The organism is Vaginella massiliensis, assembly GCF_900089075.1.
Classification (GTDB): domain Bacteria; phylum Bacteroidota; class Bacteroidia; order Flavobacteriales; family Weeksellaceae; genus Weeksella; species Weeksella massiliensis_A.
In genome coordinates, this window is record NZ_LT593746.1 from 496,583 (window position 1) to 509,863 (window position 13,281).

The following is a 13,281-nucleotide window of genomic DNA, read 5'->3' on the forward strand; positions in this document are numbered from 1 at the left end:
TGATTATCGGGTTTTAAATTTTATGTTTCTCTGTTTATTAGATATATATTGATAGTCTGTTGAACTTTTCCGCTTATTATTGTATAAAGTATTCAAATTATAAAAAATCAACTCAGGTAATAACCCCTTGCCGTCTTCATACGTAAATGACCCTTTGTTACGTGTCCAAAAAGCATTTTCAACCACTATTTGACCTTGAATTGGTTTTAATTGGTCAATATTTTGATAGGCATTATTGAAGCCAGCATATCTAAAGGCTTGAACCGAACCTTCGTCTTTATGATTTTTGATAGAAATTGAAATGCTTTGTGGCTTAATATCTATGAGTTTACGTAAAGAGATAAGGATAGCAAATACATTATTTTTAGTGATTAAGTTATTAATCTCAATATTATCAATAGTATCAAATCGTCCATTAGGCTCAATATCAAGTGCAGCTTGAGGGCTTTTACCTTTGGTATTTTCAATTGTAACATTATTTATTCTTAACCCTTTTGCAGTTGTAACAGATATACCATTTCGTCTTGCGCCAGCAATGTAGCTATCGTTAATCGTGATATTTTTGTTAGTAGTTATTTTATTGGCATTGCTCTTTCCTAAGTATATGCCATCGCCCCAGGCATTATATAATTTTGCATTTCGAATACTCACATTTTCTGACGACCTTATCGCGATACACATCCCCCATTCTCCAGTACGTGTCTTACCTTGAAAACGTTCTTGTCGTTCTGCATAAATTGTAGGATTAATTACTTTAACGTTTCGGACGTTTTCGATATTCAAGACTTCATATGACCTCGTATTTGAAGGGGTTAAAATTAGCGCAGCGTTTTTCTGAAAAATAATTTCTGAGTTACTCTTCAATTTCAACCCTTTGTAATTGACTAAGATGGGAAAGTTTGGCATTAATAATTTATCATTTTCATTAATAGCCTTTTGCAAATATTCTGTATAATCTTTGTCTCCTTTGTTTGAATAATTTGCAGGCAAATACTTAGTTGCATCTACTTGACCAAATACAAATCCATTACTGATAAACAGCAAAACAAACAAAAAACTACATCTTAATAGTTGCATTGTCATAACGTTTATAATTTGAATAATATGCAATACTGAATGTTAAAACAAAAAAGAAATAATAATAATTAAGGACAAAAAAAGTGGAACTATTGGTAGATAGAGACAATAAACAGACTAAAGACATAATGGCAACAGACTGGTTTCTTTTATTTTTTATTTTTAAAATAAACTTCACAAAGCATATCATTAAAACTATGAACAAAAAAGATCCTATATAGCCCAATCTCACTAATAATTCGATAAATCCATCATGGACACCTAAAACAGTGTCTTCGGTTTCACTTTTTATTTTACCACCTTCAAACCCAGCACCGAACCAAACATTTCCTTCATTAAAGTCTTTTAAAGCTCGATCTTTTAAGATATCCCGACCATTATATCCCATATAGAACAAGTGCGAATCGGCACTGTTAGGTGTTATGTTAAATTCAGTAGCGAAATACTTAAAAACTTCTATGGCTTTGTAAGATAGAAAAACACTTAGAAATATATAGCAAATAATCAGGAACGATTTTTTATTTGAAGCCTGTATTCTATTAAAATATAAAAAACCTAATAAGCCTAAACCTAAAGCCAAGGCTGCGCTTCTTGAACCAAAGCTAATAAGTCCATAAATCACAAGAACCGATAATATTAAATAAAACCTTTTATTTCTTTTAATAAATAGAGAGAAGGGCAATATCATTACTAAATTGTGAGCCGTGATATTTGGATTACCCATTAAACCGGCAGATCTTGTTAAATTCCATTCATTAAATGATACTAAAAACAAACCAAATAAAACCAATATAAAGGTAGATAAGCTTGTTAGATGCTTTGCTTTAATAGTAGGTGCAATTGCGTTGGAATATAAACTGTACATTATGTACAAAATCATAATGACAATTGATTGCAAAAACTTCAACAAACTTAGGTTTTTCTGAATGTACATCCCTTGAATTACAGAGTATAAAAATATTATAATCAATAAGATGGAAATGGTATCAAATTTTGCTTTCTTCCAATTTGATAAGAAAAGGAATGTGATATGTAGTACAATTAACGGTACTCTTAAAGCCGGGATCCACTGTAACAGGAAAATAATTCCCATGGATACTATTAAGAAATTAATTAATTTGTTACCTCCTATTTTATTCACTTTTCTAGCGTTTAATTACCTTTTTATTCAACTAATCTACCATAAAAAACTGAGGGTTGAATTTTACTTTATGAAAGTCTAAATCTTTATCCCTGTACCCTTCGCAGTTAACGTATGCCTTCATAGAAAACGCATAACAAATTTCAACACCCATCATTTTCTAAGAAACTCTTTCAATGCTAACTCTTGCACCCAAACTTTGCCTTTTCTAAACTCGTACTTGCCTTCGGCAATCCGTTCGTAATAACCCGCGACACCATCTACCACCAACTGTTCGCAAGTATCAACTCCTATAAAAATAGAACTTTCGATAATAAAATATTGATTTAGTTTTTTGCTATACAATAAATCGGTAGCCAAAAAAGTTGTACCAAAAGCTTCTTTTACTTTGTAGGCTATTTCTAAGGCATCAAAAGGAATCTCCTTTTTTTCTATATTACCTGCTCCTGAGGCTCTAAAGTCACCTTTATTTGGATAGCGATAATAACCGAAAAGTTTATCACCAACCACCATAATCCTTAAATCAAAAGTAGCATCATCGACAAACTCTTGAAAATAGACATAATTTTTTTGTCGTTGATAAGGAAAATAGGTTTTTCTTCCTTTGAAAGAAAACGCTTCGTTTATCAGTTTCAGGGCTTCTTCTTTGTTTGATAATTTATCAACTCCGTAAGAAGATGAACCTGTGGTTAACTTTGATATAATAGGAAACTTACACTTATTCACATAATCAATTGCATCTTTTTTAGAATGAGATACAAATGTTGGAATTTCCTGAAAACCAAAATGTTTATATAAATAATGAGCATTTATCTTATCCTCATACGTCCATACCTCATCAAAACTTGGCAGACACTTTTTCCCCATTAATTTGTCTAAGACATAGATTTTATTGGTTGCAATATCTTGTGTCGAGACATCAGAACTTGTATGCCAAATAACTACATCATAGTTTTTTGCTTGTTCTTGCCAATCGCTCTTGTAGATATCGTAATATTCGTATTGTATGTTGTTGTTTTTGAGGAAGCGCTCGTATTTAGGATAATAAGACCGTTCTTTCACATATCCCTCGTAATCGTCCCCGTCTTTTACTAAACCTACTTTTATATTTTTATCAATCGAATTATCTAGTAATACGACTTCGGCCTTATTGAGCTCTTCATCTAAACGATCGAGTGGAATTAAGTCGTTTGTCGTCTTAATTCTTCTTTTGATGTAATATTTTTTGAGGAACGGTATCGAAAAAACAATATCTTTTATTTGGGTTCTGCTAAGCATTATTTTTATCTTTTTTGAAAATCATTAATTCTTTGATCTTTCACTATACCATTTTCTACAATTAAGGCGTTTTTTAATACCTCTGTAGGATTATCTTCTATTAAAAAGTCTATAGTTTTAGCAACTTCTTTACTCAAGCTTCTAGAGATTGTTTTATAAAAGATAGACGGCGTATGATCTACTGCATAATGCACCACACCGTCAACTTCATAAGTAGGGTTGTCCATTGTGGTTGGAATACAAGTTTCTACCCCTCCATTTCGGTCGCAACTTACATCGATAATCAAAGCGCCTTTTTTCATACGCTTCAAATCTTCCTTATAAATAATGTGATCTGTTCTTTTTGTATCCCAAAGAATACAATTAACAACTACATCGAATTGATCTAATTCTTTCTGGAAAAGTTTTTCGGTTTTCCTATCATATACCGTTACATCTGCTCCCATAAAGGTAAGGATTTTCAATGCGCCTTTTCCGATATTTCCACGTCCAATGACAGCCACTTTGGTATCATATGGAAATAATCCATGTAAAGTATAGGCATGCATAATAGCGGCTTCACCTGCTATTTCATTGTTGCGCCAGAAGGTATGGCGTCCATCTTCAAACATATCTTCCCAGGCATATGCTGTCAACGAATTGTTGATCAGGATATCTGTAATATCTCTATTCTGCACCGCATGTACCCAGCCATAGATAGTTTGGTTTTTTAATTGAGGTAAATATGCGGCATCTCCAATTTTTCCGTCGCAAATGATGTCTTTCGAAAGCACCTCTTCTTGGCTCACCACGTTCACTCCCTCTGCAATGTAATCTTGGTCTGTGTAACCCAATACCTCGCCATAGCCAGTCTCTATAAACAGTTGGTTTTTGTTTTTTATGTTTTTTATGTCTGCTGGTATCAAACATCTTCTTTTCTCGTTATTTTTCTGACTTATCGGAAATCCTACTGTTTTCATTATTTGATATTTTTTATATGTTTTATTATTTCGTCTGTATATTCACCAAAAAAAGGTCTTCCCGCATATTGTGAAAAACGTATTGTTTGACCACCTAAGTTAATTTCAATACACCTCCAGTTTCCACTATTATCTAAACACATATCTAAACTTATCAGACTGGCAAACACTAACTTTTCTGCAATATTAATGGAAGTCTGGATCAAGGAAGGATAATTTTCAATTATTATATTTTCAAACTGTACATTAGAATTGGGATGTTTAAAAAATCTTTGACCCAATTTATTAATTGCGTAACTATTTAAAAAACCATTATTATCTATATTACAAACTAGACCTCCTGCAGTTTCATTATCTAGACTTCCATCTTTACCCATTCGTAATGAAGCGTTCAAAACAACAATTTCATTATTAAAAGGTCTCCTTAATAAACAAACCCTAATCGTATTTATACTTTCTGAGTAAATTTTATTTAATGAATGATGCTGCACTAATTTCTCTTGAACAACAACATTATTAAATTCTTTATTTTTGTCAATGATTTCATTTTTTGAATTTAAAAAATAGACATCTTTTCCTCCATAACTATCTACATTTGGTTTATATACTATTGGAAAATTTATATCTAAAGCTTCTATATAAGCAATAATATCATCAATTTTATTTAACTGACTATCATAATAGTTACCATTTATTTTATGGAAATAACAATTAGGGAAAATCCCCATACCAAACCATTTATTATATATACTCTTGTTTTCTAAAAAAGATATATTACTTAAACTATTCAATTTTGGTTCTAAATACAAGGGAAAAAATTCTTCTGGTATTATTCTCTTATCAAATTTCCCTGAAAAACTTTTACATATTTCAGCTGTTTTTAAATTAGCATTTTTTGAAATTACACTCCAATAATCTTTGTACTCTTTAACTTCTTCTGGTGTTAATTCTATTTTTTTATATTCTCCATTATTCTCAATCGCAGAATGCCTTTTCTTAAAACTTAATTTTACACTTACTATAGTTTTATAGAATAATAGTTTTTTGAAGATTTTTTTTAACTTTTTTTTCATTTTAATGTACGTGAATATTTTTTATAATATACAAAAGCTAAAGTGCCTAATAATATTTGGCTAAACATAATATTTAAAGCTCCTCCTACCATCCCCAAAAAATGAATCATTGGGTAAGCAGATACAAAGCCAATCAAAGAACTAAAAATTGTAATACTCATTACAGTTTTATCGGCACGGTGTACTAATAAAAAATTAGTGGAATATATACTATAAATCCCTATAAATAAAATTCCAATACTTAATATTAATAGAACGGTAAAAGCTAAATCATCATGTATATTTAAAAAATAAAATAAAACGGGATGACTAAGCAAAACCAATGCTATGACTAGCGCAAAACAGAGCATTGAAATTTTAGCAAACTTTTTAAAGTATTTTTTATTTCTATTTAAATATGGAAAAAACACTCTAGATACAATTTGTATGAATACACTTTCTAGCATAATAATCTTTTTTATAGCATCAAATACTCCAATTGTATAAGTGTTTACTACAATTCCCATCAAAAAAATAGATGTATTATTGAATAATGTTGGCACAAATTGGTTGACAAAAACAGGAAAGTTGCTTTTGAACGTTTTAATTATATATTTTTTTTTGAGCCAAATGAATTTCAGTTTATATTTTTTTATCAGCAAATACTGCCCCACCAGCCCAGCGCCAATATATCCTACACTATTGAGCAAAGCATATTTCCAATAATCTTCTGTGGTTCTGACCAATAAAAAAATACACGCTGTAAAAAAAACCTTAATCCCTACATTTAAGAAAGCGATATATTTCATTTTCTCGATACCCTGGAAAAACCATTCAGGAAAAAGCATATAGCCAAAAAGCATCAATGCTGTACAAAAAAACACCGTTTTTTCTTCATAAAATGGCGGATATGCGAGTACAATAATCGCTATGGCAATCCACGAAAAAAGTAGAATAATCGATTTTACGGTAAGAACTTTGCTGTAGATGATGTTCAATTTTTGAGGGCTATCTCTGAAAACCGCTACATCTCTCGTTGCTGTAATTCTAAAACTATAATCGGTAATCGATGAGAAGTATGCAATAAGCGAAGCAGCCAAAACCACCACGCCGTATCTGTCGAACCCTACCGTTTTTATCATATACGGCAAAACCACCAACGGCAAAATAAGGTTGATGACTTGCAAGGCTCCTAAAGAAAAAAAATTCTCTATCAGCGTTTTTGCATCTTTGTTTTTTAGTAGCTGTTTGATTTTATCCTTCACGATAATCCGTTATATCCCTTAAACCATTTTACAAATTCTTTTACCCCTTGGGCTATACTTATGCTGCTTTTATACCCTAAGTGGTTTAGTTTTGTGGTTTCTGCCCAAGTTCTGGGTACATCGCCAGCTTGCATGGACATCATATTCTTTTCGGCCTCTTTGCCTAATTCTTTTTCTAATGTTTCGATGAAATCCATCAGAGACACTGGCGAACCATTCCCAATATTGAAAAGCTGATAGTAAGGATGCTCTACGTCTTTGGTTGGCGGATTTTCTAACGAGATGATAATGCCATTCACAATATCATCGATAAACGTAAAATCTCTACTCATATCGCCATTATTAAAAACTTTGATTGGTCGATTTTCGGTTATCGCAGTAGCAAATAACATGGGCGCCATATCTGGTCGACCATACGGACCATAGACGGTAAAAAAACGTAAGCCAGTCGTAGGCAATTGGTACAAATGACTGTAGGTATGCGCCAACAATTCGTTGGCTTTTTTGGTCGCCGCATATAAACTAACCGGATAATCTACGCGGTCGTCTTCTTCGAAAGGGACTTTGGGATTTTCGCCATACACCGAAGAGCTAGAAGCATAGACCAAATGGTTCACTTTTGCATGACGACAACATTCTAATATATTGACATAGCCAACCAAATTGCTGTCTACATAGGCCATAGGATTCTCTAAACTATAACGCACGCCTGCTTGTGCTGCCAGGTGAATGACGGCATCGAACTGATGTTTTGCGAATAATTTTGGAAGGTTTTCTCGGTCTTCTAAATTCAGGCGAACAAAAGAAAGCTTCTCGGTTCGAGAAGAACGTGTTTCTTTGTTCCAACACTCAGCATCCGACCGATCGAAGCCTAATTCTTTTAATCGAGCAAATTTAAGGTTTACATCGTAATAATCGTTGATATTATCCAAGCCCACTACTTCATAACCCAATTCGATCAGTTTTTTTACGGTAAAAAAACCGATAAAACCGGCAGCTCCTGTAACTAAAACTTTTTGCATCGCTCTTCGTTTTTAATCATTACCAAATAAATCTCTCGTATAGACTTTCTCTTGTACATCGTGTAATTCTTCTGCCATACGGTTCGAAATAATCACATCGCATTCTTGTTTAAAGGCGTTGAGGTCTTTTGTTACTCTTGATCCAAAGAATGTTTCTTCTTGAAGAACGGGTTCGTACACCACCACTTCTATGCCTTTGGCTTTGATGCGTTTCATGACTCCTTGTATTGCCGAAGCCCTAAAATTGTCTGATCCCGACTTCATGATGAGTCTATACACTCCCACTTTTTTTGGATTTTTAGCCAAAATAGAGTCGGCGATAAAATCTTTTCGGGTTCTGTTGGCGTCTACAATTGCCTGAATGATGTTGTTTGGTACTGCGTCGTAATTTGCCAACAATTGTTTGGTGTCTTTGGGTAGGCAATATCCTCCATAACCGAACGATGGATTGTTGTAATGTGAGCCAATTCTCGGATCCAATCCTACGCCTTCTATGATTTGCTTGCTGTCTAAATTATAGGTTTGTGCATAGGTATCGAGCTCGTTGAAATAGGCAACACGCAAAGCCAAATAGGTATTAGAAAACAGTTTGATTGCCTCGGCTTCTGTAGAGTTGGTAAACAGGATTGGAATATCTTGTTTGATAGCGCCTTCTTTCAATAAATTTGCGAATACGGCTGCGCGTTCGTTTTGTTCGCCCACAATAATTCTAGACGGATAAAGATTGTCGTATAAGGCTTTACCCTCTCTAAGAAATTCGGGCGAAAAAATCACATTTTCAATTGCTAGTTCTTTTTTAATCTTCTTGGTAAACCCTACAGGCACCGTCGATTTTATTACAGCAGCCGCTGCAGGATTGTAGGTTTTAATATCCTCCAATACCGCTTCGACACTTTTGGTGTTGAAATAATTGGTTGTGGGATCATAATCTGTTGGTGTTGCTATGATCACAAAATCAGCTCCTACGTAAGCTTCTTTTTTATCCAAAGTCGCTCTGAAATTCAAGGGCTTCGATGTTAAAAACTCGGTAATCTCCTTGTCCTCAATCGGTGATTTTTTTTGATTCAAAAGCGCCACTTTCTCGGGAACTATGTCCAAGGCAACTACCTCGTTGTGCTGCGCCAACAAAATAGCATTTGATAAACCTACATAGCCCGTTCCAACAACCGTTACTTTCATTTTCGCTTTGTTTTTTGGTGAACTGTTTAATCGTTTACTTCTTCACGGCTATTTGCCTTGCTGAGCCTGCCGAAGTTTCAGCCCTTCGACAGGCTCAGGGTGACAAATGGGTTATAAAAACTATTACAATCTATTATCTGCTTCTTCCAATATTCCTTTCACGTCGTAGGTAATGCAACGGTCTTTTTTGTAGGGCAATAGGTCTAAGTTCAAGAATTCTTTGTGAGCAACCGTCAAAACAATCGCATCGAATTTCTTGCCCTCTACTTGCGAGCAGCATTCTGCCAAATCTTGACAGCTCGTTAGGCCGTATTCTTTTTTTACTTCTTCTGGGTTGGCCCAAGGGTCGTAGATCGAGACTTTTACTCCGTAATCGATCAGACCGTGGTATACATCTACGGCACGGGTGTTGCGTATATCTGGGCAATTTTCTTTAAAGGTAATTCCCAACATCAAAACATTGGCTTCGTTGACATGAATTCCTTTTTTTATCATGGTTTTGATGATCTGCGAGGCTACGTATCCGCCCATACTGTCATTCAAACGACGACCTGCTAAAATAATTTCAGGGTGGTAGCCGTGTTCTTGTGCTTTCTGAGCCAAGTAATATGGGTCTACACCAATGCAATGTCCGCCAACCAAGCCCGGTTTGAACGGTAAAAAGTTCCACTTAGTACCCGCAGCTTCCAACACAGCATGCGTGTCGATGTCTAGGATATTGAAAATTTTGGCAAGCTCATTGACGAAGGCAATGTTGATATCGCGTTGCGAATTCTCGATCACTTTGGCTGCTTCGGCAACCTTAATGCTTGGTGCCAAATGAGTACCAGCTGTGATGACCGACTTGTAGAGGTCGTTTACGATTTCGCCCACCTCTGGTGTTGAACCAGAAGTTACTTTCAATATTTTCTCTACCGTATGTTCTTTATCGCCTGGGTTGATACGTTCTGGCGAATAACCTGCAAAGAAATCTTCGTTGAATTTCAGTCCAGAAACTTTTTCCAATACAGGAATACATTCTTCTTCGGTCACCCCTGGATATACTGTCGATTCATAAATCACGATATCGCCTTTTTTGAGGACTTTACCCACGGTCTCCGATGATTTATACAAAGGTGTCAGATCTGGTTTGTTGTGTTTGTCGACTGGCGTCGGAACGGTCACGATATAGATGTTAGCCTCTGCGATATCCGAAAGTTGATGGGTGCAGAACAATCCAGCTGTGGGTTGCGATGTGCGGGGTTCGTCTTCGTTTTTTTTTGTTTCGGTAAATGGATTTTCTTTTACCAAAACCGATTGTAAAATATCGTCCTCGACTTCTAAGGTAGAGTCTGTACCACTGTTTAATTCTGCTATTCGTGCCTGATTGATATCAAAGCCTACTACCGGATATTTGGTTGCAAATAAACGAGCCAAAGGCAATCCTACATATCCTAATCCTATTACTGCAATTTTTTTCATATGATGTGATGATGATTTTTTGTTTTTTTGTTCTTCTGTGTTTTTGTTCTTCTGTGATTTTGTTTTTGTGTTTATGCTTTTGCGAAAATGCGAAAATACGATTAGCGAAAAAACATTTACCTCTCCAAATTCTCCCAATACCAGGCTACGGCTTCTTTTAAGCCTTTGTCTATGGTATGCGTTGGTTGGTAGCCCAATAGGGTTTTAGCTTTTTCTATCGAAGCCAAAGAATGTGGAATATCGCCCTGACGATTGGGACCGTGCTTCACTTCTACGTCTTTGATTTCGGGGTCGAATTCGCTCAAATAATCTTTGAGATAAGCCACCAAGCTGTTCAGTGTTGTGCGATCGCCAACTGCGGTGTTGTAAACCGTGTTTATGGCGTCCGGATTTTCGGTCAGCATCGCCAATTCGTTCATCTGAATTACATTGTCTATATAGGTAAAATCTCGTGAATAATCACCAGTACCATTTATGGTTGGTGACTCATGATTCATCAACTGTTTGACAAACAATGGTATAACAGCAGCATAAGCTCCGTTCGGATCTTGTCTTCGTCCGAAAACATTGAAATATCGCAAACCAATGCACTGAATGCCGTAGGTTTTACTGAAAATATCGGCATACAATTCGTTTACATATTTTGTGATGGCATACGGAGACAAGGGTTTACCGATGATATCTTCTACCTTAGGCAAGTTTTCAGAGTCGCCGTAAGTAGATGAAGATGCCGCATAAACAAAGCGTTTCACTCCAGCGTCACGAGCGGCGGCCAACATATTCAAGAAGCCCGACACGTTGACCTCGTTCGAGGTTTGCGGATCTTTTATCGATCGAGGTACGGAACCCAGCGCTGCTTGATGCAACACATAATCCATGCCTTCTACGGCTTTTTGGCAGGTTTCAAAATTACGAATATCGCCTTCTATTAATTCGTAATTTTCATTCGATAAGAATGGCTCGATGTTGTGTCGATGTCCGGTTGCGAAATTGTCTAAACATCGTACAAAATAACCTTTGTTTAAAAAATATTCGGTAAGGTTAGACCCGATAAAACCGGCTCCTCCGGTGATTAAGATGTGTTTCATTATAGCTTTAAGAATTTGCCTTTGTAACTTTTTGACTTTCTTTTTCAAAAACCACTTTACGCAGAGAGGTGCTCGAGAATCTGTGGTCTCTACAATTGTAATATAATTCTATTCCTTTTTCTTGGCAATAAGCACGCCCAGTGAAATTTTTATCTCTGTACTCTTCTCCCAAAATACGAACGTCTATTTTGAACGATCGAAGAATATCCTCTAAATCTTGCTCGGTAGCATAAGGTACGATTTCGTCTACAAACTTGCAAGCTTTTAGCTGTATATATCTTTCTACCACAGTTTGCGTTGGTTTGTTTTTTTCCGGACGATCTAAAGTTGGATCGGTTTGTAATCCTACAATCAAATAATCGCATTGTGCTTTTGCGTCTTCTAACATTTTTACATGCCCAGCATGCAATAAGTCAAAAGCACTGAAAGTAATTCCTACCTTTTTGTTCTCCATAATTGTAAGTGTTAGGTTAATAGTTTTTGGTTGTTGATTTTATATTTTTTATACTCTAGAATAGTCGTCTTCGATACGAATGATGTCGTCTTCATCAAACGATGAGCCATGTTGAACTTCTACAAATATTAAAGGCTGATTTCCGATATTCTCTATCCGGTGTTTTGCTTCTACAGGTATTTTTATCACATCCCCTACATCGAGAAAATGCTCAATTCCATCTAGTGTTACTTTAGCTTTTCCTTGCACAATAGTCCAAACCTCTGATCGATGGTAATGGTATTGATAAGACAGGCGTGCACCTACTTCAACCTCAACTCGTTTAACTTTATGAGTTTCAGCATCATCCAAGACATAATATTTTCCCCAAGGTCTTTGTCCTATTTCCATTGAATAATTATAATCAGGCGACAAATATACAAAAACTAGGGCTTGATATGTAAACTTAATTTGAAGAATAAAAAAAAGCCTTTTTTCAAAGGCTTTTGTGATGTGGTGCCTCCAGGAATCGAACCAGGGACACAAGGATTTTCAGTCCTTTGCTCTACCAACTGAGCTAAGGCACCAACTCAATTGCGGATGCAAATATAATAATTATTTTTACTGTTCTGCAACTTTTACTTAAATTATTTTTGTTGCCAATCTATCGCGCTTAGGCAATTCTACTCGACCTGGGTACAGCAAAAGCAAAGAGGCTGTTTCATTATACAAAATCTTTTTCGGTTTATTGTCGCAATGGGGACGCGACTCGAAATCGTTCGTATTCTGGAGGCAGCCTCTTTTATAGGGTTGTATTCTGTATCTTAGTGTTCTGCAGGAACGAAACGATCGTAAGCCGCTTGGATAATTTCCAAAGCTTGAGCTTTATCACCGTAACCCTCTACCACACAAGTTTTGTTTTCTAAATCTTTATACGTTTTGAAGAAATGTTCAACTGCCTTCAACGTATGCGGATTCATATCGTGGATGTCTTCTAATTGATTCCAAGTCGGATCGGCTACTGGTACACAAAGAATTTTTTCGTCTTGTCCTTTATCATCCGACATGTTCAATACCCCGATTGGCTTCACCTCGATTATACATCCCGGAATTGTTGGCTCTGTAAGGAAAACCAACACATCCAACGGGTCACCATCCAACCCTAAAGTGTTGGGTACAAATCCATAATCTGCTGGATAGAACATTGGTGAAAATAATACACGATCGAAACGAATAAGACCTGTTTCGTGGTCCATTTCGTACTTGTTACGAGAGCCTCTCGGGATCTCTATAATTGCATCAAAAGTCATTTTTGTTAATTTGATT

General features: G+C 35.7%; 13 protein-coding genes and 1 tRNA gene. All 14 read right to left on the minus strand.

What is annotated here, in order from left to right:
- Window positions 1-3: 3 nt before the first annotated feature.
- The 14 genes from BN8061_RS03565 to BN8061_RS03630 all read right to left on the minus strand — a co-directional run bounded on the left by BN8061_RS03565 (window position 4) and on the right by BN8061_RS03630 (window position 13,265).
- Window positions 4-1,083 (minus strand): right-handed parallel beta-helix repeat-containing protein, encoded by a 1,080-nt coding sequence (locus tag BN8061_RS03565; RefSeq protein ID WP_154662241.1) that lies wholly within the window; start codon window positions 1,081-1,083, stop codon window positions 4-6.
- Entirely contained in the window at window positions 1,058-2,218 is a 1,161-nt protein-coding gene (locus BN8061_RS03570) for an O-antigen ligase family protein (RefSeq protein ID WP_154662242.1), read from the minus strand. Before BN8061_RS03570 ends, BN8061_RS03565 begins: the two co-directional genes overlap by 26 nt.
- Before the next feature lie 153 nt (window positions 2,219-2,371).
- The gene (locus BN8061_RS03575; RefSeq protein ID WP_068596570.1) at window positions 2,372-3,496 is read right to left on the minus strand and encodes an ATP-grasp domain-containing protein; all 1,125 of its coding nucleotides are present in this window, start codon (window positions 3,494-3,496) and stop codon (window positions 2,372-2,374) included.
- 5 nt (window positions 3,497-3,501) lie between these two features.
- On the minus strand, window positions 3,502-4,455 hold the full coding sequence (locus BN8061_RS03580; RefSeq protein ID WP_068596572.1) for a N(5)-(carboxyethyl)ornithine synthase: 954 nt from the start codon (window positions 4,453-4,455) through the stop codon (window positions 3,502-3,504).
- Entirely contained in the window at window positions 4,455-5,528 is a 1,074-nt protein-coding gene (locus BN8061_RS03585) for a sugar-transfer associated ATP-grasp domain-containing protein (protein ID WP_068596574.1), read from the minus strand. Before BN8061_RS03585 ends, BN8061_RS03580 begins: the two co-directional genes overlap by 1 nt.
- Complete coding sequence (locus BN8061_RS03590) at window positions 5,525-6,772, minus strand: oligosaccharide flippase family protein (protein ID WP_068596577.1); 1,248 nt, start codon at window positions 6,770-6,772, stop codon at window positions 5,525-5,527. Before BN8061_RS03590 ends, BN8061_RS03585 begins: the two co-directional genes overlap by 4 nt.
- Window positions 6,769-7,794 (minus strand): NAD-dependent epimerase, encoded by a 1,026-nt coding sequence (locus BN8061_RS03595; protein WP_068596579.1) that lies wholly within the window; start codon window positions 7,792-7,794, stop codon window positions 6,769-6,771. The genes BN8061_RS03590 and BN8061_RS03595 overlap by 4 nt, the downstream gene beginning before the upstream one ends.
- Before the next feature lie 12 nt (window positions 7,795-7,806).
- Window positions 7,807-8,973, minus strand: coding sequence for a nucleotide sugar dehydrogenase (locus BN8061_RS03600; RefSeq protein ID WP_068596581.1), 1,167 nt, complete (start codon window positions 8,971-8,973; stop codon window positions 7,807-7,809).
- 123 nt (window positions 8,974-9,096) lie between these two features.
- The gene (locus BN8061_RS03605) at window positions 9,097-10,434 is read right to left on the minus strand and encodes a nucleotide sugar dehydrogenase (protein ID WP_068597895.1); all 1,338 of its coding nucleotides are present in this window, start codon (window positions 10,432-10,434) and stop codon (window positions 9,097-9,099) included.
- Between the two features lie 116 nt (window positions 10,435-10,550).
- Window positions 10,551-11,522, minus strand: a complete 972-nt coding sequence (locus tag BN8061_RS03610; protein WP_068597898.1) for an SDR family oxidoreductase — start codon at window positions 11,520-11,522, stop codon at window positions 10,551-10,553.
- A 7-nt stretch (window positions 11,523-11,529) separates the two neighbouring features.
- Window positions 11,530-11,976, minus strand: a complete 447-nt coding sequence (locus BN8061_RS03615) for an adenylyltransferase/cytidyltransferase family protein (protein ID WP_068596583.1) — start codon at window positions 11,974-11,976, stop codon at window positions 11,530-11,532.
- Between the two features lie 48 nt (window positions 11,977-12,024).
- Entirely contained in the window at window positions 12,025-12,366 is a 342-nt protein-coding gene (locus BN8061_RS03620) for a phosphomannose isomerase type II C-terminal cupin domain (RefSeq protein ID WP_068596585.1), read from the minus strand.
- A gap of 103 nt (window positions 12,367-12,469) precedes the next feature.
- Window positions 12,470-12,542: transfer RNA gene (locus BN8061_RS03625), tRNA-Phe, on the minus strand.
- Between the two features lie 237 nt (window positions 12,543-12,779).
- The gene (locus BN8061_RS03630) at window positions 12,780-13,265 is read right to left on the minus strand and encodes an inorganic diphosphatase (RefSeq protein WP_068596587.1); all 486 of its coding nucleotides are present in this window, start codon (window positions 13,263-13,265) and stop codon (window positions 12,780-12,782) included.
- Between the last annotated feature and the right edge of the window lie 16 nt (window positions 13,266-13,281).

Coding starts and splice junctions, on each gene's coding strand:
- BN8061_RS03565 (WP_154662241.1), bottom strand. CDS start 1,083: ATGACAATGCAACTATTAAGATGTAGTTTTTTGTTTGTTTTGCTGTTT.
- BN8061_RS03575 (WP_068596570.1), bottom strand. CDS start 3,496: ATGCTTAGCAGAACCCAAATAAAAGATATTGTTTTTTCGATACCGTTC.
- BN8061_RS03580 (WP_068596572.1), bottom strand. CDS start 4,455: ATGAAAACAGTAGGATTTCCGATAAGTCAGAAAAATAACGAGAAAAGA.
- BN8061_RS03585 (WP_068596574.1), bottom strand. CDS start 5,528: ATGAAAAAAAAGTTAAAAAAAATCTTCAAAAAACTATTATTCTATAAA.
- BN8061_RS03595 (WP_068596579.1), bottom strand. CDS start 7,794: ATGCAAAAAGTTTTAGTTACAGGAGCTGCCGGTTTTATCGGTTTTTTT.
- BN8061_RS03600 (WP_068596581.1), bottom strand. CDS start 8,973: ATGAAAGTAACGGTTGTTGGAACGGGCTATGTAGGTTTATCAAATGCT.
- BN8061_RS03605 (WP_068597895.1), bottom strand. CDS start 10,434: ATGAAAAAAATTGCAGTAATAGGATTAGGATATGTAGGATTGCCTTTG.
- BN8061_RS03610 (WP_068597898.1), bottom strand. CDS start 11,522: ATGAAACACATCTTAATCACCGGAGGAGCCGGTTTTATCGGGTCTAAC.
- BN8061_RS03615 (WP_068596583.1), bottom strand. CDS start 11,976: ATGGAGAACAAAAAGGTAGGAATTACTTTCAGTGCTTTTGACTTATTG.
- BN8061_RS03620 (WP_068596585.1), bottom strand. CDS start 12,366: ATGGAAATAGGACAAAGACCTTGGGGAAAATATTATGTCTTGGATGAT.
- BN8061_RS03630 (WP_068596587.1), bottom strand. CDS start 13,265: ATGACTTTTGATGCAATTATAGAGATCCCGAGAGGCTCTCGTAACAAG.